This window comes from Bradyrhizobium prioriisuperbiae (assembly GCF_032397745.1).
Taxonomy (GTDB): Bacteria; Pseudomonadota; Alphaproteobacteria; order Rhizobiales; family Xanthobacteraceae; genus Bradyrhizobium_A; species Bradyrhizobium_A prioriisuperbiae.
Genome location: NZ_CP135921.1, coordinates 3,032,254 through 3,059,039 on the forward strand (window position 1 = coordinate 3,032,254; position 26,786 = coordinate 3,059,039).

28 protein-coding genes are annotated in these 26,786 nt (G+C 62.6%); 13 read left to right on the forward strand and 15 right to left on the reverse strand.

The window, feature by feature from the left end; all coding sequences use genetic code 11:
• Positions 1-8: 8 nt before the first annotated feature.
• Positions 9-737, reverse strand: coding sequence for a phosphonate metabolism transcriptional regulator PhnF (phnF, locus tag RS897_RS14230; protein WP_315837168.1), 729 nt, complete (start codon positions 735-737; stop codon positions 9-11).
• A 178-nt stretch (positions 738-915) separates the two neighbouring features.
• Between phnF and phnG the strand changes: the two genes are divergently transcribed.
• The 9 genes from phnG to RS897_RS14275 are packed head-to-tail and all read left to right on the forward strand — an operon-like array spanning position 916 to position 7,951.
• The gene (gene phnG / locus RS897_RS14235) at positions 916-1,386 is read left to right on the forward strand and encodes a phosphonate C-P lyase system protein PhnG (protein ID WP_315837169.1); all 471 of its coding nucleotides are present in this window, start codon (positions 916-918) and stop codon (positions 1,384-1,386) included.
• Between the two features lie 3 nt (positions 1,387-1,389).
• Positions 1,390-1,998 (forward strand): phosphonate C-P lyase system protein PhnH, encoded by a 609-nt coding sequence (phnH, locus tag RS897_RS14240; RefSeq protein WP_315837170.1) that lies wholly within the window; start codon positions 1,390-1,392, stop codon positions 1,996-1,998.
• Between the two features lie 2 nt (positions 1,999-2,000).
• Complete coding sequence (locus RS897_RS14245) at positions 2,001-3,107, forward strand: carbon-phosphorus lyase complex subunit (RefSeq protein ID WP_315837171.1); 1,107 nt, start codon at positions 2,001-2,003, stop codon at positions 3,105-3,107.
• Positions 3,104-3,988 carry an alpha-D-ribose 1-methylphosphonate 5-phosphate C-P-lyase PhnJ gene (locus tag RS897_RS14250; protein ID WP_315837172.1) on the forward strand — a complete coding sequence of 295 codons (885 nt, stop codon included), beginning with the start codon at positions 3,104-3,106 and terminating at the stop codon, positions 3,986-3,988. The genes RS897_RS14245 and RS897_RS14250 overlap by 4 nt, the downstream gene beginning before the upstream one ends.
• Entirely contained in the window at positions 3,981-4,781 is an 801-nt protein-coding gene (gene phnK, locus RS897_RS14255; protein ID WP_315837173.1) for a phosphonate C-P lyase system protein PhnK, read from the forward strand. The genes RS897_RS14250 and phnK overlap by 8 nt, the downstream gene beginning before the upstream one ends.
• A gap of 19 nt (positions 4,782-4,800) precedes the next feature.
• Positions 4,801-5,529, forward strand: a complete 729-nt coding sequence (phnL, locus tag RS897_RS14260) for a phosphonate C-P lyase system protein PhnL (RefSeq protein ID WP_315837174.1) — start codon at positions 4,801-4,803, stop codon at positions 5,527-5,529.
• Between the two features lie 16 nt (positions 5,530-5,545).
• On the forward strand, positions 5,546-6,727 hold the full coding sequence (locus tag RS897_RS14265; protein WP_315837175.1) for an alpha-D-ribose 1-methylphosphonate 5-triphosphate diphosphatase: 1,182 nt from the start codon (positions 5,546-5,548) through the stop codon (positions 6,725-6,727).
• 26 nt (positions 6,728-6,753) lie between these two features.
• Positions 6,754-7,317: a phosphonate metabolism protein/1,5-bisphosphokinase (PRPP-forming) PhnN gene (phnN, locus tag RS897_RS14270; protein ID WP_315838639.1), complete on the forward strand. Its 564-nt coding sequence runs from the start codon at positions 6,754-6,756 to the stop codon at positions 7,315-7,317.
• Between the two features lie 22 nt (positions 7,318-7,339).
• Positions 7,340-7,951 carry a pyridoxamine 5'-phosphate oxidase family protein gene (locus RS897_RS14275; RefSeq protein WP_315837176.1) on the forward strand — a complete coding sequence of 204 codons (612 nt, stop codon included), beginning with the start codon at positions 7,340-7,342 and terminating at the stop codon, positions 7,949-7,951.
• Positions 7,952-8,145: 194 nt separating this feature from the next.
• Here the strand turns inward: RS897_RS14275 and RS897_RS14280 are convergent, their stop codons facing one another.
• Entirely contained in the window at positions 8,146-9,306 is a 1,161-nt protein-coding gene (locus RS897_RS14280; protein ID WP_315837177.1) for a patatin-like phospholipase family protein, read from the reverse strand.
• A 282-nt stretch (positions 9,307-9,588) separates the two neighbouring features.
• Between RS897_RS14280 and RS897_RS14285 the strand changes: the two genes are divergently transcribed.
• The 3 genes from RS897_RS14285 to RS897_RS14295 all read left to right on the forward strand — a co-directional run bounded on the left by RS897_RS14285 (position 9,589) and on the right by RS897_RS14295 (position 12,951).
• Complete coding sequence (locus RS897_RS14285) at positions 9,589-10,362, forward strand: acetoacetate decarboxylase (protein ID WP_315837178.1); 774 nt, start codon at positions 9,589-9,591, stop codon at positions 10,360-10,362.
• Positions 10,363-10,516: 154 nt separating this feature from the next.
• On the forward strand, positions 10,517-11,560 hold the full coding sequence (locus tag RS897_RS14290; RefSeq protein ID WP_315837179.1) for a transporter: 1,044 nt from the start codon (positions 10,517-10,519) through the stop codon (positions 11,558-11,560).
• 11 nt (positions 11,561-11,571) lie between these two features.
• On the forward strand, positions 11,572-12,951 hold the full coding sequence (locus tag RS897_RS14295) for a carbohydrate porin (RefSeq protein ID WP_315837180.1): 1,380 nt from the start codon (positions 11,572-11,574) through the stop codon (positions 12,949-12,951).
• Positions 12,952-12,973: 22 nt separating this feature from the next.
• Here RS897_RS14295 and RS897_RS14300 read toward each other — a convergent pair whose 3' ends face one another.
• The 8 genes from RS897_RS14300 to RS897_RS14335 all read right to left on the reverse strand — a co-directional run bounded on the left by RS897_RS14300 (position 12,974) and on the right by RS897_RS14335 (position 20,668).
• A complete protein-coding gene (locus tag RS897_RS14300) occupies positions 12,974-14,164 on the reverse strand; it encodes an ABC transporter substrate-binding protein (protein WP_315837181.1) in 1,191 nt (396 codons plus the stop codon).
• A 183-nt stretch (positions 14,165-14,347) separates the two neighbouring features.
• Complete coding sequence (locus tag RS897_RS14305) at positions 14,348-15,199, reverse strand: SDR family oxidoreductase (RefSeq protein ID WP_315837182.1); 852 nt, start codon at positions 15,197-15,199, stop codon at positions 14,348-14,350.
• Positions 15,200-15,374: 175 nt separating this feature from the next.
• Positions 15,375-16,157, reverse strand: a complete 783-nt coding sequence (locus RS897_RS14310) for an ABC transporter ATP-binding protein (protein WP_315837183.1) — start codon at positions 16,155-16,157, stop codon at positions 15,375-15,377.
• Positions 16,145-17,200, reverse strand: a complete 1,056-nt coding sequence (locus RS897_RS14315; RefSeq protein ID WP_315837184.1) for a dihydrodipicolinate synthase family protein — start codon at positions 17,198-17,200, stop codon at positions 16,145-16,147. The genes RS897_RS14310 and RS897_RS14315 overlap by 13 nt, the downstream gene beginning before the upstream one ends.
• Positions 17,201-17,212: 12 nt before the next feature.
• Complete coding sequence (locus RS897_RS14320) at positions 17,213-18,043, reverse strand: GNAT family N-acetyltransferase (RefSeq protein ID WP_315837185.1); 831 nt, start codon at positions 18,041-18,043, stop codon at positions 17,213-17,215.
• A complete protein-coding gene (locus tag RS897_RS14325) occupies positions 18,030-19,067 on the reverse strand; it encodes an NAD-dependent epimerase/dehydratase family protein (RefSeq protein ID WP_315837186.1) in 1,038 nt (345 codons plus the stop codon). Before RS897_RS14325 ends, RS897_RS14320 begins: the two co-directional genes overlap by 14 nt.
• A 52-nt stretch (positions 19,068-19,119) precedes the next feature.
• Entirely contained in the window at positions 19,120-19,893 is a 774-nt protein-coding gene (locus tag RS897_RS14330) for an ABC transporter permease (protein ID WP_315837187.1), read from the reverse strand.
• A gap of 124 nt (positions 19,894-20,017) precedes the next feature.
• Positions 20,018-20,668, reverse strand: coding sequence for a TetR/AcrR family transcriptional regulator (locus RS897_RS14335; RefSeq protein ID WP_315837188.1), 651 nt, complete (start codon positions 20,666-20,668; stop codon positions 20,018-20,020).
• A 137-nt stretch (positions 20,669-20,805) separates the two neighbouring features.
• Here RS897_RS14335 and RS897_RS14340 point away from each other — a divergent pair, with 137 nt between their 5' ends.
• Positions 20,806-21,813, forward strand: coding sequence for an ABC transporter substrate-binding protein (locus RS897_RS14340; protein ID WP_315837189.1), 1,008 nt, complete (start codon positions 20,806-20,808; stop codon positions 21,811-21,813).
• 45 nt (positions 21,814-21,858) lie between these two features.
• On the opposite strand, the gene RS897_RS14345 is transcribed toward RS897_RS14340, so the two are convergent.
• The 5 genes from RS897_RS14345 to RS897_RS14365 all read right to left on the reverse strand — a co-directional run bounded on the left by RS897_RS14345 (position 21,859) and on the right by RS897_RS14365 (position 26,779).
• Positions 21,859-22,749, reverse strand: a complete 891-nt coding sequence (locus RS897_RS14345; RefSeq protein WP_315837190.1) for an ABC transporter ATP-binding protein — start codon at positions 22,747-22,749, stop codon at positions 21,859-21,861.
• Positions 22,750-22,753: 4 nt separating this feature from the next.
• The gene (locus tag RS897_RS14350) at positions 22,754-23,626 is read right to left on the reverse strand and encodes an ABC transporter permease (protein ID WP_407654490.1); all 873 of its coding nucleotides are present in this window, start codon (positions 23,624-23,626) and stop codon (positions 22,754-22,756) included.
• Positions 23,627-23,649: 23 nt separating this feature from the next.
• Positions 23,650-25,005, reverse strand: coding sequence for an ABC transporter substrate-binding protein (locus RS897_RS14355; RefSeq protein WP_315838641.1), 1,356 nt, complete (start codon positions 25,003-25,005; stop codon positions 23,650-23,652).
• 365 nt (positions 25,006-25,370) lie between these two features.
• On the reverse strand, positions 25,371-26,177 hold the full coding sequence (locus tag RS897_RS14360) for a Crp/Fnr family transcriptional regulator (protein WP_315837191.1): 807 nt from the start codon (positions 26,175-26,177) through the stop codon (positions 25,371-25,373).
• Between the two features lie 248 nt (positions 26,178-26,425).
• Positions 26,426-26,779 (reverse strand): DUF971 domain-containing protein, encoded by a 354-nt coding sequence (locus RS897_RS14365; protein ID WP_315837192.1) that lies wholly within the window; start codon positions 26,777-26,779, stop codon positions 26,426-26,428.
• Between the last annotated feature and the right edge of the window lie 7 nt (positions 26,780-26,786).

The following is a 26,786-nucleotide window of genomic DNA, read 5'->3' on the forward strand; positions in this document are numbered from 1 at the left end:
CCGGGCGCCTAAAAGTTCTCGACCAGGAATTCGACGCGCTCCGCCGCGAAGCGGGAATGGCTGACCATCACCGGCTGGCCGCTGGCGTCGACGTCAGTCTTGTCGACCACCAGGACGGGCCGGCCCAGCGCCAGGTCGAGCCGGGCCGCGTCGGCGGCATCGACGATCGCCGCGGTGACGCGAGTCGTTGCCCGCCGGTAATCGTTGATGCCGAAATGCGCCAGCACCTTAGTCAGCGAGCTCGTACGTTCATAGATGGCGCCCGCTTCTGGAAAGCGCTCAGCCGATAGCCAGGTGCTGCCGACACAGATCGGCGTACGATCGGCGAACCTCAGCGCTTCGATCCGCGTCAATGGCGCTCCGGCTTTCAGACCGAGCTGCTTTGCCAGATCGCGCGTTGCGGCTTCCGTGAACGCGCCGATCAGCTGTCCGCGCGGTTCGCGACCGCCGGCTCCGACGATTTCCGAGAAGCGTGTGCGCGACCGCAGCGGGTAGGCGAGACGCGGTGCCTCGACATAGGTACCGCTGCCACGCTCCGCCCGCACAAAACCGCGTTCCGCCAGCGTCGCCAGCGCCCGGCGCACGGTGTGGCGATTGACCCGGTAGGTCTCGGCAATCTCGACTTCGCCGGGCAGCCGCTCGCCCGCGGCATAGGTGCCGTCGGCAATGCCGCGCTCAATGGCGTCGGCCACCCGTCGCCACAAGGTCACGCCGGAGTCGGTGTCCTGCATGCTCATGAGTTGATGCCGGAGGTCGGATGGAAACTCTGGAATGTGTAAGCGTTCATATCAGGCGGAGCATACCCGAGAAGTCGGTCGCAGGAAAACATCTCCGAGAAATCATCGCCGCGTCACGAAACGGTCATGGACGGGGCCTATCAAGTTGTCTATTAGAGTAGACAACTTGGAGTCGCTCATGTCAATCAATCAGCCCGGATCCGACGGCCGCGCCGAGAAGCGCCGGCAAGCCGCTATGGCGGTGCTGGCGCATGCGCAGACGGCGGAGATCGCGCAGCGTCTGGCCCCGCTGCCGCTACCATCCCACGACAATCTGCGCGAGCCCGAGAACGGTCTCGTCATGGTGCGCGGCCGCATCGGCGGCGACGGTGCGCCGTTCAATCTCGGCGAAGCCACGGTGTCGCGCGCGGCGGTGCGGCTGGCGAGCGGAGAGGTCGGGTTCGGCTATACGCTCGGCCGCGACCGGGGGAAGGCTGAGCTGATCGCGCTGTGTGATGCGCTGATCCAGACCAGCGCGCACGCCGAGACGATCGAGGCAGAGGTGATCGCGCCGTTACAGGCGCAGATGATCGCCGATCGCCAGCGCAGGGCAGCGGAAACCGCGGCAACGCGGGTCGATTTCTACACACTCGTGCGTGGTGAGGGTTGACCGATGACGACGGTTGCAGAGCTGCCGACGAAATACGCCGAGAAAGTGCTGTCGGCGCAGGCCATATTCCGCTCGGTGATGGACGCCATGGCGCGCCCGGGCAGCGTCCAGCACATCGAGCCTGTGACCGGCGCTCCGGCGCCGATGATGCGCGGCACGGCTGCGATCGCAATGACGCTGTTCGATCACGATACGCCGATCTGGCTCGATCCGGCGATGGCGGCTACCCCTGACGTGGGAAAATGGCTCAAGTTTCACACCAGCGCGCCGGTGGTCGAGGACGCTGGCATCAGCAGTTTCGCCCTGATCGGCGATGCCGCGGCGCTTCCCGCGCTGGATCGGTTCGCGCTGGGCAGCGGTGAATATCCGGACCGTTCGACCACCCTGATCCTGCAGGTGGCGAGCCTCACACAGGGGCTGGCCGTCGAGTTGCGCGGTCCCGGCATCGACGGGGTGACCATGCTGCGGGCTGCATTGCAGCCGTCGGATCTGGTCGAGCGGCTGGCCATCAATGCGGACCTGTTCCCGCGTGGCATCGATGTCGTCCTGGTGGCTGATGATGCCGTGGTCGCTCTGCCGCGCACCACGCGCCTGGTCGTAAAGGAGGGTTGAAGATGTATGTCGCCGTCAAGGGAGGCGAGCGCGCCATCGAGAACGCTCATCGGCTGCTGGCGCATGAGCGCCGCGGCGATCGCGATGTGCCTGAAATTGCGCTGTCGCAGATTTCCGAACAGCTCAGCCTCGGCGTCGACCGGGTGATGACCGAAGGGTCGCTGTACGATCGCGAACTTGCGGCGCTGGCCATCAAGCAGGCGCGCGGCGACATGATCGAGGCGATTTTCCTGCTGCGTGCGTTTCGCGCGACCCTGCCGCGCTTTGGCGCGACGGAGCCGGTCGAGACCGGCAAGATGCAGGTGCGCCGCCGGATTTCCTCGACCTTCAAGGATATCCCGGGCGGTCAGGTGCTGGGACCGACCTTCGATTACACCCATCGTCTGCTGGATCCGGAGCTGGTCGGGACGTCGTCCCCGGACCAGCCGGAAACCGCCGAGGTGTTGGCTGTGGCGATGCCGCGGGTGACTGACATTCTGGGACGCGACGGCCTGATCGAGCCGTCACCCGAGGGCGATCCGGATGTTCCGGTGGGTGATCTCACCCGCGAGCCTCTGAATTTTCCGGCCGATCGCGACCTGCGCTTGCAGAATCTCGCACGCGGCGACGAGGGCTTCCTGCTGGCGTTGGGCTACTCGACGCAGCGCGGCTATGGCCGCAACCATCCCTTTGCCGGCGAGATTCGTTTCGGTGAGGTTGAGGTGGAGTTTTTTGCCGAAGACGTTGGCTTTGCCGTGCCGCTTGGTTCGATCGCATTGACCGAATGCCAGATGGTCAACCAGTTCAAGGGATCGGCCACCGAGGCGCCGTGCTTCACCCGCGGCTATGGCCTCGCATTCGGTCAGTCCGAACGCAAGACCATGTCGATGGCGCTGGTGGATCGCGCGCTGCGCGCCCGCGAACTCGGCGAAGATGTGATCGCCGCGGCGCAGGACGAGGAATTCGTGATGTCGCACTCCGACAATGTGCAGTCGACCGGCTTTGTCGAACATCTCAAGCTGCCGCACTATGTGGACTTCCAGTCAGAACTCGGCTTGCTGCGCAAGCTGCGCCGGGAGTTCGCGGATGCCAATGCGCCGGCACAGCCGGTGAAGGAGGCCGCGGAATGAACGCGCCAGCCTATAATTTCGCTTATCTCGACGAGCAGACCAAGCGCATGATCCGCCGCGCGATCCTGAAGGCGATCGCGATCCCGGGCTATCAGGTGCCGTTCGCCAGCCGCGAAATGCCGATGCCCTACGGCTGGGGCACCGGCGGCGTGCAGGTGACCGCGGCGATCCTTGGTCCCGACGACCGGCTGAAGGTGATCGATCAGGGGTCCGACGACACCACCAATGCGATTTCGATCCGGAAATTCTTTGCCAAGACCGCCGGCGTCGAGACCACGACCAGCACGGAAGACGCGACCGTGATCCAGACCCGGCACCGCATCCCCGAAGCCCAGCTGCACGAGGGGCAGGTGCTGGTCTATCAGGTTCCGATTCCCGAGCCGCTGCGTTTCCTGGAGCCGCGCGAGACGGAGACCCGCAGGATGCATGCGCTGGCCGAATATGGCCTGATGCACGTCAAGCTGTACGAGGATATCGCCCGCCACGGCCATATCGCGACGTCCTATGCTTATCCGGTCAAGGTCAACGCGCGTTATGTGATGGATCCGTCACCGACGCCGAAGTTCGACAATCCGAAAATGGACAACAGTCCCGCGCTGCAGCTGTTCGGCGCCGGCCGCGAAAAACGCATCTATGCGATCCCGCCTTATACTTCGGTGGTCTCGCTGGATTTTGAGGATCATCCGTTCACGCGGTATCGGTTCGACGCGCCCTGTGCGCTGTGCGGCGCAGCCGATTCCTACCTCGACGAGATCGTCACGGACGACAAGGGCGGCCGAATGTTCGTCTGCTCCGACACTGATTATTGCGAAACCCGCCAGGCCGCCGGCCATCGCGGCACTGAAAGCGCTCCGCCGCATGCGGAGCATCGCCATGACTGAGACACAGATCATGCAGGATAATGAGCGGCCGCTGCTGGTGGCCGAAGGGCTCAGCAAGTCGTATGGACGGCTGCAGGCTTGCCGCGATATTTCCTTCTCACTGTACGCTGGCGAAGTGCTTGCCATTGTCGGTGAATCCGGCTCCGGCAAATCGACCCTGCTGCAACTGCTGTCGGCGCAACTGGCGCCGACCGAAGGCCATGTCGCCTATCGCATGCGCGACGGGGTGACCCGCGACCTCGCCAGTCTCGGCGAAGCCGAGCGCCGCTTCCTGTTCCGCACCGACTGGGGTTTTGTGCACCAGGATCCGGCGCAGGGGCTGCGCATGGGCGTCTCGGCCGGCGCCAATGTCGGCGAACGGCTGATGGCGGTCGGCTGGAATCATTATGGCCGTATTCGCGACACCGCGTCGTCCTGGCTGGAGCGGGTCGAGATCGGTGTCGATCGCATTGACGACGCGCCGCGTACCTATTCGGGCGGCATGCGCCAGCGTTTGCAGATCGCGCGTAACCTGGTCACCGAGCCGCGGCTGGTGTTCATGGACGAGCCGACCGGTGGCCTCGACGTTTCGGTGCAGGCGCGGCTGCTCGATCTGATGCGCGGCCTGGTCACGGATCTGGGGCTTGCGGCCATCGTCGTGACCCACGATTTGGCCGTGGCCCGGCTGCTCTCGCACCGGGTGATGGTGATGAAGGAGGGGCGGGTGATCGAAACCGGCCTGACCGACCAGGTGCTGGACGATCCGCGCGAGCCCTACACCCAGCTTCTGGTGTCCTCGATCCTGCCGCCATAGTCCCGAGATGAGATCAGACATGACCCCGATTGATATCACTTCGATTGAGACCCGCGCGATGATCGACATCAAGAGCGCGGGCAAAAGCTTCGTCATGCACCTGCAGGGTGGCATCACGCTGCCCGTGGTCCGCAACGTGTCGTTCCACGTCGACGCGGGTGAATGTGTCGTGCTGTCCGGCCCGTCAGGTGCCGGCAAATCGTCGATCCTGAAGATGATCTTCGGCAACTACCGCTGCGATGAAGGCGTGATCGGTATCCGCCATGCCGGCGCGCGGATCGACCTGGCGCGGTCCGAGCCGCGGCAGGTACTTGATGTCCGCCGCAAGACCATCGGTTATGTCAGCCAGTTCCTGCGCGCGGTGCCCCGCGTTCCGACCCTTGATGTGGTGGCCGAACCGCTATTGGTGAATGGCATGGACCGCGCCGAGGCGCGCCAGCGTGCCGGATTGCTGCTGCGCCGGCTCAACATCCCCGAGCGTCTCTGGCAGCTGCCGCCGTCGACATTTTCCGGTGGCGAACAACAGCGCGTCAACATCGCGCGCGGCTTCATCTCCGATCTGCCGATTCTGCTGCTCGACGAGCCGACCGCCTCGCTCGATGCCGCGAATCGTGCTGTGGTCGTTGAGCTGATCGCTGCCAAGAAGCGCGACGGGGTTGCCATGGTCGCCATTGTCCACGACGACGAGATGCGCCAGTTGATTGCTGACCGGATTGTCGACGTGACGTCATTCGCCGCCGCGGCTTGAAGAAAGATGAAGCGAGATGAAATCGAATCCGTACGATAGCGGAGCCGGAGCAAAGTCCGCGACGGTTCTTGGAAACGCCAGGATCGTGCTGGCCGACCGGGTGATCGAACGCGGTTGGGTTGCCATGGACGGCGGCCACATTGCCGAGTTCGGCGAGGGGCAGGCCCCGGCCGGCAGCGACGATGCCGCGGGTGACCTGATCATGCCGGGCCTGATCGAGCTGCATACCGATCATCTCGAAGCCCACTATGTGCCGCGGCCGAAAGTTCACTGGGACCCGGTCGCCGCGGTTGTTTCGTACGACGGGCAGCTGGCGACCTGCGGCATCACCACGGTGCTGGATTCGCTGCGGATCGGGAACGAGGCGGATGTTGCTGATGCCTCGGGACAGGCCGAGATCCTCGCAACCGCAATCTCTTCCGCCCGCGAGGCTAATCTGCTGCGCGCGGATCATTTCCTGCATCTGCGCTGCGAAACCCCGATGCCCAGCACGGTCGAAGAGGCAAAGCGGCTGATCGACCGGCCGGACATCCGGCTGATGTCATTGATGGACCATACCCCGGGCCAGCGCCAGTTTCGAGATGAGGGCAAGCTGCGGGATTATTATCGTGGCAAGACCGGAGGCTTTACCGACGCTCAGCTCGACGAGATGTTCGCGCGCCGGCATGCCTGCCAGTTGGCCTATGCCGAAACCAACACGCGCGCGATTGTCTCACTCGCTCACGAGCATGGGATTCCACTCGCCAGCCATGACGACACCACGGATGACAATGTGCGCGAGGCCATCCGCGACCGCGTGGCGGTTGCGGAATTTCCGACCACCATCGAAGCTGCGCGCGGGTTGCATCGGGTCGGCATCGGCATCCTGATGGGAGCGCCGAATGTGGTGCGCGGCGGCTCGCACTCCGGCAACATTGCCGCGGTCGATCTCGCCCGCGAAGGCCTGCTGGATATCCTGTCGTCGGACTACGTTCCCTCGAGCCTGCTGATGGCGGCGCTGCAGTTGCCGCAGCACGTGCCCGCAATCGACCTGTCGGCAGCGATCCGCACTGTGACCAAGCGGCCGGCGGATGCGGTCGGTCTGTCCGATCGCGGCGAGATCGCGGTCGGCAAGCGCGCCGACCTGATCCGCGTGCACGTGGCCGGCAATGCCTCCGTGGTGCGCAGCGTCTGGCGTGAAGGGTTGCGGGTGGCGTGAGCGGCGCTGTGACCATATCCGAGCGGATGCCCGCCACGGCCGGGCGGCTGGTGCTGATCGTCGGCCCCAGTGGAGCCGGCAAGGATACGCTGATCAATCTGGCTCAGGCTGCTTGCGCGCATGATAATGGAATCGTGTTTCCCCGGCGGGTGGTGACGCGACAGGCTTCGGAGCACGAGGCGAATGATTCGGTCAGCCCGGAGCAGTTCGAGTTGGCGCTGGCACGGGATGCATTCGCGTTGCATTGGGATGCGCATGGCCTGCGTTATGGCGTCCCGCGGGCGATCGACGATGATCTGGCGGCCGGGCGCATCGTGGTGGTCAATGTCTCCCGCACGGTGATCGCGCCGGCCCGACAATCCTATGGAAACGTAACGGTCGTGTTGATCACGGCGCCGCCGGACGTTCTTGCGAGCCGGCTGGCCCTGCGCCAGCGCGCCAGCGACGGCCGCCTGGACGCAAGGCTCGGGCGGACGGTCGATATGTCCAGCGCGTCGCCCGACGTGACCATCAGCAATATCGGCGGCGCCGAAGATCATGCGCGCGACCTGCTGGCAATCATTCGGGGTGATCAGATCGACCGCGCGTGAGCGGCAGGCAGGAGAGGTGACAGTGTCCATCGTTGCGACCATCGAGCAGCTTGAGGCGATCTACGGCGAAACCAATGATGCGTCGACCGTGAAGGTTGCCGATCATGTGACATCGCCGTATCGGGTGCTGATCGAGAAGTCGCCGTTTGTGGCGCTGGCAACCTCTGGACCGGAAGGGCTCGATTGCTCGCCGCGCGGCGATGGCGCCGGCTTCGTGCGCATCCATGACGAGCGGACGCTGATGATGCCGGATCGCCGCGGCAACAACCGGGTGGATTCACTGCGCAACATCGTGCGCGATCCGCGGGTGGCGCTGCTGTTCCTGATCCCGGGTGCCGGCACAACGTTGCGTGTCAACGGCCGGGCGCATCTCTCGGTCGATCCGGAGCTGCTGGCTTCGTTCAAGATGGACGGCAAGGCGCCGCGCTCGGTCATCGTGATGGCGGTCGACGAGATCTATTTCCAGTGCGCACGCGCCATCGTCCGTTCCGACCTGTGGAATCCAGACAAGCGGATCGATCCGCCAACCCTGCCGACGCCCGGACAGATTCTCGCGGAGATGAGCGAGAATACCGTCGGCGGCGCCGAGTATGACCGGATCTGGCCGGAGCGGGCACGTCAGACGCTGTGGTAGCGAAGTAAGCGTATCATCCCCACTCCGTCGTTGCCGGGCTTGACCCGGCAATCCAGCTTTTCTTCAACAAAACCACCATGCGACTTAAGCGCTTAAGCTGGATCACCGGGTCAAGCCCGGTGATGACGCTGAATGTGGTGAATCGCCTTCCGCTATTCGACCCAAAGTGCGCCTCCTCACCATGAGGGTCGATCTTAATACCCATTCTCCCGGTGCACGTCGTGCACCACGATGCCCATTCCCTGCTCCGGCATGGCCAACCAGTCGCGGCGCTGCAGGGTCCGGCGGGTGTCCTCGAGGCCGCTTTGCCAGTGCTCACGCATCGAGGTCGCGGAGAACTCGTGGTCCTTGGCGTGACCTTCATAGGCCTTCTGCTGATAGATCATCTGCAGAATGGTGATCTCGGGAAGATCCGCGAGGCTGTCGCGCATCGCGCGCTCGTGGTCGCTCAACTGGTCTGCGGGAATCTTGAGCAGCGCCTTGTAGAGATCGCTCTTCAGGTTGTTGGCGCGGCGGTAGATGTCGGTGTTGTGGCGGGTGCGCGAGGAATAGACGATATCCTTGTGTCTCGCCATCACCTCCTGGATATCGCGCGGCAACACGCCTCGCGCACTGAACAGGTCGACCTGAAACACCAGCGAGTTCTTCTTGTCGTCTTGGTCCAGCAGATGCTGCAGCGGCGTGTTGGACACGATGCCGCCATCCCAGAAATGATCGGTGCCGATTTCCACCATCGGCAGCGCCGGCGGCAGTGCGCCGCTCGCCATCACGTGCTCGGGTTCGATGACCTCTTTCTTGTTGTCGAAGTACAGGAAGTTGCCGGTCAGCACGTTCACGGCGCCGACGGCAAAATGGATCGGACGCGCGTTGATCAGGTCGAAATCGACCAACTCCAGCAGCGTCTCTCGTAATGGGGTGGTGTCGTAGTAGCTGGTCGCGGTTTTCGCGCCGGCTGCGGCGAACCATGGGTTGACGTCGTGCGGCTTGAAAAAGCCCGGCTGTCCCAGTGTGGTCGTCAGATACGAGCTGGCGAGATTTCGTGCCTTTCGAAAGATGTCGCCATCCGGTGTGTAATGCCAGACTTTCCGGCTGGTGATGCGCTCCCAAAAGGTCTGCAGCCGTTCCAGGCGCCTCTCCGGCGGATTTCCTGCGATGATGGCGGAGTTGATGGCGCCGATCGAGACGCCGCAAACCCAATCCGGCTCCATGCCGTTTTCATGCAGCGCCTGGTAAACGCCGGCCTGATAGGCCCCCAGCGCGCCGCCGCCTTGCAGGACCAGCGCGACGCGGTGGCAGCGCTCGGGCCGCCAGCCGCTGGACACCGATGTATTTGTAAATGGCGTTCGCGCGTCCATGATCTCAGCCTCTCTGGTGGTGTTCTGGAATTGCAATTTCCTCCTAGCATTCCGGGCAGCCGTGACGCCGTCGTGACAATCCGGGGTGGACTCCGCATATGGCTAACAGTCACTGGCTTTTCTTGCGAACTGCTGTCGGGGCGGGACGAGCAGGTTTCGGATCGCTCTGTCACAGCGTTGAGCAAAAACCCTCACATTGATGTCAACTGGGGACGCTAGGTGAAAATCAGCACCGTGCCATCTGTCGATGGCGGCCGGACGGTCCACAGGGAGATTGCTCCGATGCGCAAGGAAGACGTTCTCAGGCTTCCCTCCATGCCGGCCGCTGGTCCAAGTTATCCGGCGGGACCCTATCGTTTCATCAATCGCGAGTTTCTGGTCATCACCTATGAGACCGATCCCGAGCTGATCCGCGCCGGTTTGCCCGAGCCGCTGGAGCTGGTGGACCAGCCGATCGTCCATTATGAATGGATCAAGATGCCTGACAGCTCCGGCTTCGGCAGCTACACCGAATCCGGCCTGGTGATCCCGGCGCGGCTGAACGGCGAAGAGGTGAATTTCGTTTCGCAGATGTATCTGGACGATGATCCGCCGATCGCAGCGGGCCGCGAGATCTGGGGCTTTCCAAAAAAATATGCCCACCCCAAGCTCGAGGTGGTGAAGGACACGCTGACCGGTACCCTGGAATACGCCGGGACCCAGGTGGCCGTCGGCACCATGGGCTACAAGCACGAAGCCATGACCGGCAACGGTGACCAGACCCGCGCGATGCTGGCGAAGACCCAGGTCAACCTGAAGTTGATCCCGGGGGTCGATGGCCGCGCTGAGGTGTGTCAGCTGGTGGCGATCAACCTGACCAATATCGTGGTGAAGGGCTCCTGGAGCGGGCCGGGCCGGCTGCATCTCGTGCCCCATGTCAATGCGCCGGTGGCCGACTTTCCGGTGCGGCGGATCATCGGGGCGCGGCATTTCATGGCCGACCTGACCTTGCCTTACGGCCGCGTAGTCTATGACTACAACAAGCAGGCGGACGATCTGGCGGAAGCTGCGGAGTAAGGACCGGCTGTTTGGTCGATCCTGACATCACACTGTAACAAACTCGTCATTTGATCGGCTCGGCGGGCGCGGATTGCCCGCGGGCCGCACGAGCTGTCGTGACGGAATTGCTGACGGACATTTTTGAGTTTTTTGCGGGTATTGGGGGCGTTCCATGCAGGCTGACATCTCGGTGGCGCGTGTGCCCGGTGTCGAGAACCCGGTTCAGTCGGGAGGCTCAGCGGCGGTGATCCCCGGGCTGGTCTGGGCTTTCCGGGTCCATTCAGACGGCAGCTCGGAGACGTTGGCGATCGACCAGCCGATCGAACTCGATCATGACGGCCTGATCTGGCTGCACTTCAACCTGACCGATGCCCGCGCCGTGCAGTGGCTGGCCAATGCAAAGCTGGCCGCGCCACCCCAGGCGCAGGCCCTGCTGTTGTCGAAAGACACCTATCAGCAATTGCATGCAGTCGATGATACCATCTACGGTGTGATGTCGGACCTGATGCGGGACATCGATGCGGCGACCGACGATACGGGGTACCTGCGTTTTGTCATGACCGAGCGGGCGCTGATCAGCGGCCGGCATCATGCGCTCTCCGCATGCGATGCCACGCGTCGTGCGCTGGAAAGCGGACATCGCGTTGCGAATGCCGCGGCGCTGCTGGAAACCATTGTCGAGAATGTCGCCGACACGATGGACCAGGTCGCCGAGCGGGTCGCGCGGGCGCTGGACGCCGTCGAGGAAAGCATTCTCTCCGACGAGTCGGTCGACCAGCGCCAGGGGCTCGGCCGGTTGCGGCGGACCTGCGTGCGTTTGCATCGGCAGCTGTCAGGCCTGCGCGCGGTGTTTCACCGGCTGGAACAGCAGAACATCAAGGAGTTGAAGCCGGGGTTGCAGTTGCGCGCCGGCAAACTTGCCCAGCGTCTCGACAGCCTCGATCACCGCGTGGTCGAGATGCGCGAACGCAGCCGCCTGCTGCAGGAAGAACTGCATCTCAAGATCGAGGAGCAGGGCAACGACAGCCTGCGCGTGCTGTCGATCCTGACGGCGCTGCTGCTGCCGCCGACCCTGATCACTGGCATCTTTGGCATGAACACCAAGGGCCTGCCGCTGACCGACGTGGAAAGCGGTTTCATGTGGGCAGCGGTCTTGATCGTGGTGTCATCGGTCGCGGCCTTTCTCATCATGAAACGTGCCGGTGTCATCAGATAGTGTGAGTTGTCGTGACCGGCCGATCGATCAAATTTTCCGTCGCGGCAGCGTTGTTGCGATGTGTTCTTGTCCTTCTCGTTGCGGCACCGCTGTCGTCGGCGCTTGCGGCCGACGTGAAACCAGCAAAAGGTGCGGCTGAGACGCCGCCGAAAGATCCGCGGGAGGTCATGGCGGATTGGGGTGTTCAGTTCACCGCCACTTATATCGCGGAAACCCTCGGCAACGTTTCGGGTGGCATCCGTCGCGGCACGATCTACACCGGCCGTCTCGATGTCGGCACCGACATCGACCTGGAAAAACTGGTGGGATGGACCGGCGCAAAGTTTCACGCCAATGTCTTCCAGATCCACGGCCAGGGCCTGTCGCGCGACTATATCGGCAACCTGATGCTGGTCAGTGGCGTCGAAGCGCTGCCGTCGACCCGGCTCTACGAGTTGTGGATCGAGCAGTCGCTGGCGGATGGCAAGCTTCTGGTGAAGGTGGGGCAACAACCATCCGACGTCGAGTTCATCGACAGCAAGTATGACGATATCTTCATGAACTCCGCACTGGGATGGCCGGGCATCACCGGCGTCATCCTGCCGAGCGGCGGTCCGTCACCGCCGCTCGCCGTTCCCGGTGTCCGTCTCAAGATTGCGCCGACTGACCGCATCACCATCTATGCCGCGATTTTCGACGGCGATGCCGCGCCGCCCGGGCCGGGAGATTCGCAGGAGAGAAACCGCAACGGGCTGCTGTTTCGGGTGAACGATCCGCCCTGGCTGATCGGGCAGATCAAGTATGGTTTCGATCTCGGACCCAATGCTCTGCCGGGAACGGTTTCTGCCGGAGGCTGGTATCATTTCGGCTCGTTCGACGACCTGCGGTACACGGCGGAAGGCCTGTCGCTGGCGAATCCGGCTGGTTCCGGTGAGCCTGCATCGTTGCGGCGAAACCAGGGGATTTTTGGCGTTTACGAACAACTGTTGGCACGCAGCAGCATCAGCCCCGACAAAGGCATTGGCTTCTTCATGCGGGCATCGGTCAGTCCGTCCGACCGCAATCTTGTCGGCTTCTATCTCGATGGCGGTGTCCAGGTGTCCGGCTTCAGCGAGCTCTGCCCGAATGACAAGTTCGGCGTCGCTTTGACCTACGCCCGGATTTCCAGCGGCGCGCGTCAATTCGATCGTGACACCCAGCTGTTCACCGGCATTGCATCACCTGTCCGCGACTATGAAGCGATTCTGGAGATGACCTATCAGGCGGAGCTTCGACCGAACTTCACGGTGCAGCCGATGTTCCAGTATATCATGCATCCCGGCGGCGGCGCGGTCGATCCCAACGATCCGACGCAGACCCGGCGGATCAAGGACGCCGCGGTGTTCGGCATGCGCTCCATCGTCAGCTTTTAGCGCGGCGGTCGGGAGCGACCGTTCAATCTCCAAGCACGTCGCCGAACAGCACCCAGGCCTTGCCGTCGAACCGCGCCATCTTCAGTTGCCGGATCGGGGTGACATTGCCGGGATCGGTCTTCACCGTGATGCCGGGCAGCAGCATGGGCAATGCCACGGCGTTCAGATGCGTCGCCTGCTGGATAATGCTGTCGCGGCTGATATCACCCTTGCAGTTCTCGAGCACGTGCGCCATCAGCTGCGCGGCGGTGTAACCCTGCACATTCAGGAGGTCGCCTAGATTGGCGTTCGGCTGGTACTTTTTCATCCAGACCAGGAAATCCTTGAGCGCCGGGTCGTCGGCCCAGGCCTTGTCGTTGGGATCCTTCAGGTAGAGACCGGAGACAACGCCGATCGCGTTTTCGAGGCCTGCCGGCTCCAGCACCGCCGACACCGAATTCGAGACCGCGGGCAGGATGATCAGCGGCTTCCAACTGATGCTGGCGGCTTTCTTCAGCGCCATGGCCGCGAATTTCGGCGTTGCCTCGGCAAAGAACACATCGGCACCGGACTGCTGCATGGTGACGATCTGGGAATCGATGGTGGGATCGGTGCTGAGGTATGTTGTCAGCGACACCAGCTGATTGCCGTGTTCGCCGAGGCCATCCTTGAAACCCTTCAGATAATCTTTGCCGGCATCCTCGTTCGGGATGATCATCGCGATTTTGGCGTCCGGCTTGGTCTTCAGGATGTACTGCGCGTAGACCCGTCCCTCGAGTTCGTAGGTCGGATTCATGCCGACAGTCCATGGAAAGCGCGCGTTGTCGTTCCAGCGGCTGGCGCCGGTCGAGACGAAGAGCTGCGGCACCTTCTTGAGGTTGAGATACTTCTGCACGGCGATATTTGGCGCAGTGCCGACCGAACTGAACACGGCCGCCACCTCGTCCTGCTCGACCAGGCGGCGGGTCTGCTCGACGGTCTTCGGCGAGGAATAACCATCGTCGAGGCTGATGAACTCGATCTTGCGGCCATTGATGCCGCCGCGGTCGTTCAGCATCTGGAAGTAGGCAGCTTCCGCCGAGGCGATGGTGCCATAGGCCGACGCAGGTCCGCTGTAGGGCGCGGTATTGCCGAGCTTGATGGTGGCCTCAGCGGCGCGGAGCGCGGACGGCTCAACACAAAGGGCGAAGGCGGCGAGGATGGCTGAAATCGGCAATAGCTTGTACGGCGACAAATCGGTTTCCTCCGGTTTTTTTGTTGTTTGCGGACGCGATATTAGGCCCGCAGCCGCGTCCCGACGACTGGCTTTATATCGAAGCTGGTATTCGCGAGCCCGACGACTGCTCCGTCGGATGCCCCATCGTAAACATGCGTCGCTGCAAATCTCGTGCGGCGGAATTTTTCCGGCCGCCAGCGTTTACTTCGGCATGGCCGTGCGTTGCCGCTGCCAGTCTTCGTCGGTCCAATCCAGCATCTGGGTGCTGCCGCCACGGGATCCGCCGAGATAACGGCGGCCGCCATCGATCACGACGGTCTCGCCGGTGATGTAGCCGGCGAGGTCCGACATCAGGAACGCGCAGAGGTTGGCGAGTTCGATGTGGTCGCCGTTGCGGCGCAGCGGCACGCCTTGAATGGTGTCGTTGCCGCCGCCCTGCGGCGTCAAACGAGTAGCAGCGCCTTCGGTCGGAAACGATCCCGGCGCCACCGCCACCAGACGAATGCCTTTCGGTCCCCATTCCACGGCAAGGCTCTTGGTCATTGCTTCGATGCCCGCCTTGGCCATGGCGGAGGGCACGGTGAATGGTGCGCCAGTCAAGGCGGACAAGGTGAGAATGCTGAGCACAGTGCCGGGTCTGCCGGCGTCGATCCAGCGCCGGCCAACCCCGGTGGTGCAATAAGCGGTGCCGTGCAGGCAGATGCCGAGAACCGAGTCGATCGCGCGTGCCGACAATTTATGGGTCTGGGCGATAAAATTGCCGGCGGCATTGTTGACCAAGCCGTCCAGTGGAGCGGTTTGCCAGATCCGGTCCAGCATGCTCTCCACATCCGAGGCATTGCGGATGTCACAGCCGATGGTTTCGACATCGGCGCCGAACTCGTTGCTGAATTCGGCGGCGGTTGCGTCCAGCACTTCCGTGCGCCGTCCGCAGATCACAAGATTGGCGCCGAGCGAGAGGAAACGCCGCCCCATGCTCTTGCCAAGACCGGTGCCGCCGCCGGTGATCAGGATGCGTTTTCCGGTCAAGAGGCCTTCGGTGAAATTGTGCATGACTGGTGCTCCGAAAGTCGAGCCGACCGGATATCCTCAATAGCGGAAGCGACCTTCATCGGCTATCTGGCCGCGCCGCTTTCACATCCGTGAAAATACATCCAAAAAACACACCCAAGCCAAAATCGAGAGCCAGCTCAGGCGACCAGCCTCACGCCCCATCGTCTGGCAGGGATCAAGGCGCGGTCAGTCCCAGCTTTGCATAGATCCGTCTGCTGTAGACGCCAAATCCGTCGGTGGTCTTGATCGAGAGGTCACGCGGGAACGCCAGGTCCACCGGGAAGTAATCCGCCATCTGCGCCGGACCTGCCGTCAGCACCGCGCAATGGGACGACAGGAACACGGCTTCCTGGATGCTGTGGGTGACGAAGATGATGGTCTTGCCACTCTCGCGCCAGATCCGCTGCATTTCGAGGTTCATCTGCTCGCGCGTCAGTGCATCCAGCGCGCCGAACGGCTCGTCCATCAGGATGAGCTTGGGATCGTGGATGAACGCGCGCGCGATCGCCGCCCGCTGCTGCATGCCGCCGGACAGTTGCTGCGGATATTTGTCCTTGTGGCCGGCCAGTCCCACCATCTGCAGGAGCTCGCGCGCACGTGTCCGCGCCGCCTTCATCGGCAGTCCGACAATTTCTGCCGGCAGCAACACATTGTCGAGGATGGTGCGCCATTTGAGCAGCAGCGACTGCTGGAACACCATGCCGACATCCCGCCCCGGATTGAACGGGGTCTGGGCATTTCCGATCTGCACCGACCCGCCGTCGGCGTCATGCAGGCCGGCGAGAATTTTCAGAACCGTGGTCTTGCCGCAGCCGGACGGCCCGACCAGGGCGACCAGTTCGCCTTCCGTGATATCCATCGTGACATTGGAGACCGCCATGAACTCCTGTCCCTGGGCGCGATAGACCTTGCGGACATTGTTCAGGCGGATGAAAGGCTCGGCCATCATCCCAGCCATCGCTCGAGATTTTCGGCAACGAACGCATCGTCGCTGAGATCGTGATGTTCGCGCAGCACTCGGTCGATCTCGGTCGATTGGCTGGGGCTCAGGCTTTCGTGCGGGTCGAGACACCAGATACCCTCGAGCAAGCCTTGCCGTCGCAGCACCTCATGGCACCCTGCGATGCAGCCATGAAAGTCGTTGGCAACATCAAAGAAGGCGCTGTTGCAGTCGGTGACGCGGGCGTCGAGCGCCAGTAGGTCGGCTGGAATGGACCTTTCGGTTTGCGCCGCGCGACACTGCTCGAACTGGCGCACAGCGCTGGCGGTCCACACCGACCAGTGGCCGAGCAAGCCGCCGCGGAAATGCGCGCGCACGGTCTCCTGGCCCAGGCGCACGTCAAACGGCAGCGTGAGGTCGAGCAGGATGTGATCGTCATTGCCGGTGTAGAGCGTGACGCGGTCGAGCGCCCCGGCCGCACAGACGCCCCGGATCACATCGAGAGTCTTGTAGCGGTTGAATGGCGCCACCTTGATCGCAATGACATTGTCGATGGAGGCGAAGCGCCGCCAGAAATCGGCGCTCAGGAGCACACCGCCGACCGCGGGCTGCAGATAGAAACCGACCAGAGGAATCTCGCGGGCGACAGCCTCGCAATGGGCGATGATCTCGTCCTCGGACGCACTCTTCATCGCGGCGAGGCTGAGCAGGCCGGCATGATAGCCGATGCTAAGTGCGATTTTGGCCTCGGACACCGCCTGGCTGGTCGGTCCGCACAGGCCTGCGACCAGGGCCAACGGACGTTTGCTCCATGCTGCAGCCGTCTCTGCGGCCAGCTCCAGCACCGGGCGGTAGAGGCCAACGTCGCGGATTGCGAATTGAGTGGTGTGGACGCCGACCGCAAGACCGCCGACACCGGCATCCAGATAATAGCGCGTCAGGGCGCGCTGGCGCCGGGGATCGAGCTTGCGGTTGGCATCGAGCGCCAGCGGGTGGGCCGGGATGACGGTGCCGTCGCCGATCAGGCGCCGGATGTCGGGGTTGATCGCGGTGTGGTGCACGTGTCGGCTCCTCTATCCGAATTCCGGGCCGGCGATTGCAATCCCGGCTTCATGGCCGCCCGATGGCGGGCCGCCCAGTCGCATGCGCTGGAATGGCCGTTCATTGATCCAGCCCGACTGGATCAGATGCCGGATCACGTCGTGATGGTCGTCGACCAGATCGATGATATGCGGGCCGTCCTCATGCACAACGATGCCGTCGAGCAGCGCAATGGCGTCCGCGGCATGATCGGCGAACAATGGACCGATCTGCCGCGCCTTGCGTCCCTCGCGCACCAGGCAGAGCGCGCTGTCGCGGGCATACAGACGCGTTCCCTCCCTGGCGTTGAACGAGCCGAGCAGCACCGAACGGTCGAAGTCCATGGCGTCCCGGTCGCGACGGATGAGATCGGCCAGTGTGCCGCTGTCGGGTCTGATAGCAGCCGGCTGCGTGGATGTCCGTGCATCGCGGCGTCGAAATCGTTGCACCGTCAGCGTGGGATGAAAGCCCATCGGGCCGTAGACGGTCGCTCCTGCCGGCGTGGCATCGAGCCAAGGGGTTAAGCCGGCACGCCCTGCCGCGGCGATGCAGACCTCCATCAGCCGGCGTGCAAGGCCGCGGCGGCGTTTCGAGGCGGTGACCAGAACCATGCTGATCCATGCTGCGGGCGGATAAGGCAGCAGAGCTGCGGTGGCGACCAGTCGGCCGTCGCCGTCGCGCAGGCCGAACACGGTGCCGTTGGTCAGAAAGAACAGCCAATCCTCGTAGCCCTGGTTCCAGCCGACCTCGTCGGTCAAGGCCAGCCCGGCGATGGCGTCTCGCGGTCCCAGCGCTTCCGGGATGGCGCGATCAATATCGTCCATCCGCGACCTCGTACTTCGTTGGTTTGCCGAAGCTCGGCATCGACCGCGCGACCCAGTCGGCGGTCCATCCGATCAGGCGATCAATGTCGACCACCGGCTCGCCGAACAGCTTCACCGCCAGGGCGGTATTGGTCAGCCATGCGGTCGGCGTCTCCGTGCCGCTGAAAACCGGCGCGCGTCTGAAGCGCTGGCCGAACTTGTTAGCCAGCTCGCGCACCGCGAGGATCTGGTGGCCGCTGATATTGATCGGCGAGGTCGGGCTGTCGCAATGCGCCAGGCAGCGCAGCGCCTGCGCCGCGGCGTCACCCTGCCAAATAACGTTGACATGACTGATGGTGACGTCGATCGGCTGACCCTGGATGACTTTGCTGGCGATGTCATGCAACACGCCGTAACGCAGGTCGATTGCATAGTTCAGTCGGAACAGCCGGCCCGGGGTGCCGAACTTTTGCGAAAAATACTCGAACATCCGCTCGCGGCCGATGCAGGACTGGGCGTACTCGCCGGGTGGGTTCGGCGGTTCGTCCTCGGTCGCGCCGCCGCCGGTCACCGGGACGAACGGATAGACGCACCCGGTGGAGAAGGCGACGATCCACGATTTCGGAAACGCCTGGGCCACCAGCGCCGGTACATGGGCGTTCATGGCCCATGTCAGAGCGAGGTCGCCTTCCGCGCCGAACTTGCGTCCGGCCATGAAGATGATGTTCGGCGCTTTCGGCAGTGTCGCGATCGCGGCCTCGTCCATCAGGTCGCAGCTGATGGTCTCGATGCCGCGGGCTTCGAGCCATTTTTTGACCGGCGGGTCGCTGAAGCGGGCCACGCCGATGACCCGGCGCGCGGGCAGGGCAGCCTTGGCCAAAGCGGCCACGGTCGGTCCCATTTTGCCTGCGACCCCGAGAATCATGATGTCGCCGTCGACCCGGTTGAGATCGTCGATCAGGGCCTTGGTTGGCCGCGCCAGCAGATCGTCCAGCGCCGCGACGCTTTCAACGGTGGCCGGAAGATTATCGCGCGACAGCAGCATGAGGTGTCCCTGTTGTAGTCTTAGGCTTTTTGTTCTTGGATTGCTTCAGCGGTTAATTTTGCAGCCTGACGTCCTGGACCACGACCAGCCGTTCCAGCCCGAGCACCAGTCCGTACAGCAGGATGCCGAGCAGGGTCAGCAGGATCACCGCCATCACCATGGCTGGCGTGTCGAGCGACGATTGCACTTGGATCATGAGATAGCCGAGACCGCGTTCGGAGGCGATGAATTCGCCGACCACAGCACCCGCCACCGCCAGGATGGCTCCGACTTTCATCCCCGAGAAGACATAAGGCAGCGAGCCCGGCAGCTGGATCTTTCGAAAGAGCTGCCAGCGCGAGCCGCGCAGTGATTTCACCAGATCGAGAAAATCAGGCTCGACTTCCCGCAGCCCGCGCGCGGTGGTCAGCAGGATCGGGAAAAAGCAGATGCTGAAAGCGATCAGGATGTTTGGCATGATGCCATAGCTGAACCAGACGATGAACAGCGGCCCGAGCGCGACCTTCGGGATCATGTTCGTCGTGACGAACAGCGGCAGCAGAATGACGCTCAGCAGTGGCGACCAGCAGAACAGCACGGCAAGGCCGATGCCGACCAGGGCGCCGAGCCCAAAGCCGCCGAAGATCTCGATTGCGGTGACGAACGTGTTCGACAGCCAGGCGTATTTCGCAGATCCCAGTGTTGCGACGGTCGCCAGCGGCGAAGGCAGCACGAACGCCGGAACATGGAAACCGTCGACCAGAAGCTGCCACAGCACCACGACGGCGATATGGGTGGTCAGAATGATCGCGACGGGTCGGATCGATCGCTCTTCCAGGGTGGCCAAGGACAAATTCCGGCGTTGTTCCCGGCCGTGGCCGGATCATGGAGGACGACAATAATCTTGCAAACGCTCGTTTTCAACTATTTGGTTGATTAGCAGGGGGCTTCGACCATGCCCGATTGACGCATCAGGGGCGCAAGGAATGCATGATCAGGTCGACGACATGTTTCCTGCGGGCCCGCTTCGCCGCATCGCTGGCGAGGTCCTGGGAAAAGATCGCCGACAGGGTGGGGGTGTTGGAAAAGAAGAAATAGCTCAGCCCGGCCATCGAAATATACAGGTGCATCGGGTTGATGCCGCGCCGGAAGACGCCGGTCCGGACGCCCTCGGCGAGAAACGCGGCAATCATGCTGACCAGCGGGGAATGCATCTCGGCGAGTTTCTTGGACTCGCGGACATGCCGCGCGCCGTGGCGGTTCTCGTCGTTCAGCAGCGCGACAAAGTCTGGATGCGCCTCAAGATGATCGAACGAACTCTCGATCAGTTTTCGGATCGCCTTGTCCGGCGACAGGCCGCGCAGGTTCAACTGCCGTTCGGGGGAGCGGATTTCCTCGTAAATCCACTCCAGGACGGCCAGGAATAACGAATCCTTGTCGCCGAAATAATGATAGAGCAGTTGCTTGTTGACGCCGGCATGGGCAGCAATCTCGTCGACCCGGGCGCCGGCGAGGCCGTACTTGGCAAACTCCTGCCGTGCAGCTACCAGGATCTTGCGTTGCGTCGCTTCGGGATCACGCCGTCGAATTGGCTCTTTTGACCCATGGGTCGATCGCGTCATTTTCCAACCAAACAGTTGACAAGTCGAAAGCAGCTTGTTGCATTGGTAGGCGTGCGGATTCCCTGGCGCAAGGGCAGCCTCGAAATTATGCACGTCCCGCCGCTATAATATGCCGCTATAACATAAAGGGGAGTTCGATGGCGAACAGCCTGACGCGTTTCGGTTTGATCATTGCGCTGGCCGTGTCCAGCGGCTCGGCCTGGTCGGCGGAGAAGGTCAATCTCGTGCTCAACTGGACGCCGACCGCGGACCACTCTCCGTTCTATTATGCCAAGGCCCAGGGCTGGTACGAGAAGGCGGGGATCGACCTGACCATCGAGGTCGGCAAGGGCTCCGGCGCCTCGTCGCTGAAGGTCGGATCGGGGGGCTCGGAGTTCGGCATTGCCGATCTTGCCACCATGCTGGTTGCGCGCGGCAAGGGCGCCGACGTGGTTGCGCTGATGAGCATCTACGCCAATACCGCCCAGACGTTTTACTGGCTGAAAAGCTACGGCATCAATGGCCCGAAGGATTTCCCCAATCACAAGATCGGCAATCCACCGGCCGATGCCGCGCGGGTGATGTGGCCGGCCTTCGCCAAGGCGGTCGGTATCGGCGCGGATAGCGTGTCGTTCGTCAATATCGGGCCGACGGCCAAGATCGCTGCGCTGAAGAGTCACACGGTGGATGTCATCACCGATTTTTACAATGAGCACGATCTGAAAGTGAAGGAGTTCGGCGACGATCTCGGATTCGTCAATTGGAAGGACATCGGCCTCAATCCGTACGGCAATTCGCTGGTCGTCAACGGTCAGTTTTTGCAGAAAAATCCGAAGATCGCCGAGGATTTCGTCAAGATCACCCAGCGTGCGTTCGCGACCTGCGTCGCCGACGTTGAGCCCTGCCTCAAGGTGTTACTGGAGCAGGCGTCCGGCCTCGACCGGGCGAACCAGGTCAATCAGTGGGAGCGGATCAAATTCATGATGACGGATCAGTATACGCCGACCAAGGCGCTGGGCTGGATCGATCCCGACCGCATGAAGAGCGATTACGAGCTGGTCCAGACCTATCTCGGCATGGAAAAGCCGTTCGCGGTCGAAACGGCCTTCACGACTCGTCTGCTCGATACCTCGGTGAAGATGGACGCCAGCAAGGTCAAGCGTTGAGCGAAGTCAGCGCTTGCACACGTTTGCCAAGATCGCAGAATGAGGTCACAGGATATCGGCGAGTGACTGTCCCTGGAGTTCGATGTTCAGGCCCTGCATGGCGAAATCGCTGATTTCGCCGCCCATTGCCTTCAGGCTCTCTTCCCGGATCAGCGACATCAGTCCGCGTCGCAAGGCCAGGAATTCCGACGACATCATCATGCTCTGCTGGCGCGGCCGCTCCAGCGGGATGGCGATCTCGGCCTTGATCGCGCCGGGCCGCGCGGTCATGCAATAGACCCGGTCCGACAGGAAGATCGCCTCGTCGATATCGTGGGTCACGAACAGCACCGAGATCTTCAGCCGTTGCCACATGTTGGTGAGGATCTGCTGCATGATGACGCGGGTCTGGGCGTCGAGCGCGCCAAACGGCTCATCGAGCAGCAGCACTTTCGGGCCGGTCGCCAGTGCCCGAACGATGCCGACACGCTGCTTCATGCCGCCCGACAATCGTTCCGGATAGTGGTTCTCGAACGCAGACAGCCCGGCAAGCCCGAGCAGCGTGCGTGCCGCGCGCTCCCGGTTGAAGCGGTCCATCTTCTTCATCTTCAGGCCGAATTCGACATTCTCGCGCACCGTCTTCCACGGGAATAGCGAATACTGCTGGAACACCATGCCGCGGTCGGCACCTGGCCCCTCCACCAGCTCATCGTCGACGGTCACGGTGCCCTTTGTCGGCTTCAGGAAGCCGGCGACGGCGTTCAGCAGGGTCGATTTGCCGCAGCCGGACGGGCCAATGATGGAAACGAATTCGCCGGGGTTGATATGGATCGAGGCGTCGGAGACCGCCTCGACCGATCCGTCGATGGTCTCATAACTCAGGGAAAAATTCCTGACATTGATGTGGCCTTTTGACGGGACGGTCTTTGAGGGGGCGTCCTTTATGAAAGAATTCATGGGCCTACCTTTTCCATGGCATCACGAGGCGGCCGATGCTGCGGATGGCCGCGCTCGATGCGAGGCCGAGAACGCCGATGCAGGTCATGCCGAGCGCGATATCCGCATACTGGACCAGCGAGTAGGCCTCCCAGGTGAAGTAGCCGATGCCGAACTGCCCGGAGATCATCTCAGCGGCGATCAGCGAGACCCAGGCCACGCCCATCCCCACGGTGAGGCCGGTGAAAATGCTCGGCAGTGACGCCGGAAAATATACCTCGCGGAAAATCGACGCCTCGCGGGCGCCGAGGCATTGCGAGGCCCGCACCAGCACCGGATCGACCATCGATATGCCGTGCAGCGTGTTGATGAGAATCGGAAAGAACGAGCCGAGGAAGGTGATAAAGACGATGCTTTCCTCGTTGGTCGGCCACAGCATGATCGCCATTGGCACCCAGGCGATGGCCGGGATCGGGCGCAGGATTTCAGACACCGGGAAGATGATCTCCCGCGCCAGCCGGAAACGGCCCATCAGCAGTCCCATCGGGACAGCGACAACGGCCGCGATGCTGAATCCCAGCACGATGCGCCGGCAACTCAGCAGCACATGCATGAAGAATTTCGAGTCGTGCAGGGCACGGACCCAGCTGTCATAAACCATCGCCGGCGACGGGATGTTGGTGAAACGAACGTGGGCGTTGACGCGGTATTTCGTCAGCAAGTGCCAGGCCAGCAGGAAGGCCGCGATCGACAGCGTACCGATCACGACCGCCCTGATCTCGTCGCGATGCAGCCGCAGCCAGCGCCTGACCAGTTCGCGCGGCGCCGTAGCGAGGGGCGCCGTCTTGTCGGCCGTCGCCGCGCCGGCCACAGAATGATCGGTCCCGTTACTGTCCACGTGTCGAGCTGCCAATTCCACTGTCAGCCTCCGGTCGCAATGGTTTTCAGGGCGTCGTCGAAGCCCAGCACCTTGCCGCTGATCTTTGCGGCATAGGCTTCGGCGTCCTTTTTCAGGAGGAAGGGCGCAGTCTCGCTCTTGTCGCCGGCGACCGCGAAGAACGCCTGGTCCGCGAACAGCTTGATGCCGCGACTGGTGTCGAAGACATAAGCGACATTGATCTTTTTGCCGGCGGCCTTGAGCGCCGCGTAGGCCCCGAGCGTACAGCTCGCGCTGCTATAAGGCGCGATGGCCTCGCCATCGACCCAGACTTCGCCGGCCTTGCGTGGATCTGTGATCGGCTTCTTGCAGAAGGAATCCTCGCCTTTGATCTCGTAGTTCGCAGTGCTCTTGAGCTGGGTGTCGTAATCCATGCCGAGTTCGGAGAACGCCTTGCGGACATAACTGTCGTCGACCCACTTGCGCGGATCGAAGTCCTTCATGCGGCCAAGGTTCTGCAGCACCTTGACGTCGGTGGCGGCCGCGTCAATCAACGCCGGCTTGATGGTCGGATCGGTCGTCATGTTGCCGCCGGGTCCGAGAAAGATGTAGGCCACCTCCTTGTTGATCCCGGTCCATTCCTGGATCTTCTCGGCAGCGCGTTTCGGGTCAGTTCGCACCCATTCATTGGCGGCGATGATCGCCTTGATGTAGGCGATCACGACCTCGGGATATTTTTCCGCGAAGTCGGTGCGCACCACCACGCCGTGCCAGGTCGGAAAGCTGGTCTCGACGCCGTCGAAGATCTTCCGGGCAAAGCCGCGGAACGGCAGCAGCTCCGCGAACGGCACGAAATCGGCGTGGGCGTCGATCTTCTTTTCCTGCAGATTGGTCGAACCCACTTCGGGGCTCTGGCTGACCAGTTGGAAATAATCGGCGCCCCAGCCGCGATCCTGCATCGCCTTCAGCACCATGCCGTGCGCTGCGGAGCCGAACGGCACGCTGACCAGCTTGCCTTTGAGGTCAGACAGTTCGTAGTAAGGCGAATCCTTGTGCACCACCACGCCGTTGCCGGAGCCCTGCAGGCTGTAGGCGGCGACCGCGATCAGCCGGCTCTTGCTTTCCGGATTGTTCTCGAAGGTGAAGCCGTTGACCACCAGCGGATAGTCGCCCATCGCGCCGAACTGCAGCTTGTTGGCCATCATGCCGTTGGTGACCGGTGGGCCCGAGGTAAAATTCTGCCAGTCCAGCTCGAATTTGACGCTCGCGTACTTGCCGTCCTTCGGCAGGTATTTTTCCAGGAGCTTGAGCTGGCGAACCACGATGCCGGTCGTGACCGTGTTGGTTGTGGTGTCCTGAGTCCCGATGCCGATGGTGACGGTGGTTTGTGCTGAAGCCATTGTTGGCGCTACGATCGCCAGCGCAAGCAGGGCGGTGGTCAGCAAGCGCGATGCGTGATCAGACGGCCGGCCTTCGGTGCGGTTCATATACTGGCAATGCATGGCTGGCCTCTCGATGCTTGGCGTGCCCGGGCGTGGCGTCCTGCCTGTCCGCATCCTTGAGCGACACCTCCGCGCGAGCAAACCTCGTCTTTGTCGGCTGGTTGATTAGTTGCCGTGAAAGCCTTGCTGCTCAGTCTTTAAGCAATTTGACCGAGGCGCGATCTATCCGTGGGCAACAAGAGCGTTTTCAAGCGAAGTGGCAGCCGGTTCCCACGCGACAAACGCGAAGCGTTTGCGCGGAGAAAACGCGTCCAAACAAAATGCTATTCGCCCTGACCGCGCATCTCCTGCAGCACGTCCGACCGCAGCACCACGATGCGGGATTTGCGGGATGCAACGATCCCCTTCTCCTGCATGCGCTTCAGGCTGATGGTGATCCATTGCCGGGTCGCGCCGACCATGTGCGCGAGATCGGCATGCGTGAAGGCGGCTCCGATTGCGATGCCGTCTTCATCCTGCACGCCGTAGAGGTCGACGAGGTGCAGCAACAGATGGGCAAGGCGCTCGGTGATGGAGCGGGTTCCCAGCATCTGCGCCAGCGCCGAATAACATTTGCCCTTGAAGGCCAGGCCCTCGATCAGTCCAACAGCCAGATTGGGCACTTCCACCACCAGCGCGCGCAAATCCTTGCCGGGCAACTGCACCACGCTGCTGTTGCTGGTGGCGACGCCGGACCATTGATGCGTTCCGCCCCCGAACACCTCCGGGCCGCCGACAAAATTGCCAGGCTGCCAGTAGGCCAGCGTGATCTCGCGGCCCGACGGCGCGGTATAGAACACGCGGATACGCCCGGTTTCGATCAGGTAGATGCCGTCGTGTTTGGCGCCCTGGCTGAACAGCGTCTGTCCCCGATAAAGCACGCGTCGGCGGCCGCGCCGGAGCACGGTGTCGAGCTCCTGCGGCGACAGCGTGTCGAACAGCAGCGGGGGCCCGCCGAGCGATCGTGCGCTTTCGGTCAGCAGCAGCGACCGGCCGTTGTCGGTACGGGCGGAGGGGGATCGTGACAGAATGGTGCTGGGCCCAGTCTTGTTAATAGCGGTCTTGCTAATGGCGGCCGCAAAAGTCTGCATCGCACGCTCCGGAATATCAAATCGTTCTAAAGAGCGGAGCAATCCTTGTGCCAACCGGCGATGTTGGTCAGAAAAATCCTGTGTTTTCAATGTAACTGTCGTGTCCTGCCGTTGCCAGCGTCCAGAGCTGCGGCCTGCCAAAATGGTCAAATTGCAACCGGAAATGGCGTCGCGGAGCATGATCCCGCTACGGCCGCTGCCGAGCCGGCAAAATCATGCTGGCCAGCGCAAGCCGGGTACCCGGCTGTTCAGCCGGAGGCGGCTGTAACGCCGCGGGCGGCGATCTCCTGCAGGTATGGCCAGGGATAGATGCCGCGGGCATGCCCGTCGGAGAACCCGATGTTGATGCCGAAATTGCCCATCAGGGTGATTGCGGTGATCGAAATTCCGTCGAAGCTTTCGGGAAAGCGGCTGTCTATTCGCGCGCGGATGCAGTGGGCGCATTTGCAGGCGGCACGCAGCACGCCGGCGTGAACGACAAGAGTCGGCTGCGATGGCCAGGCCAGCCGCAGTTCGGTGTTGTCATCGTTGCACGAGATATCATTCGGCTCGGAGAGGGCCACTCCGTTGGAAGGAAATGTCGGCGCAAGAACCTGGGACATCGCGAAT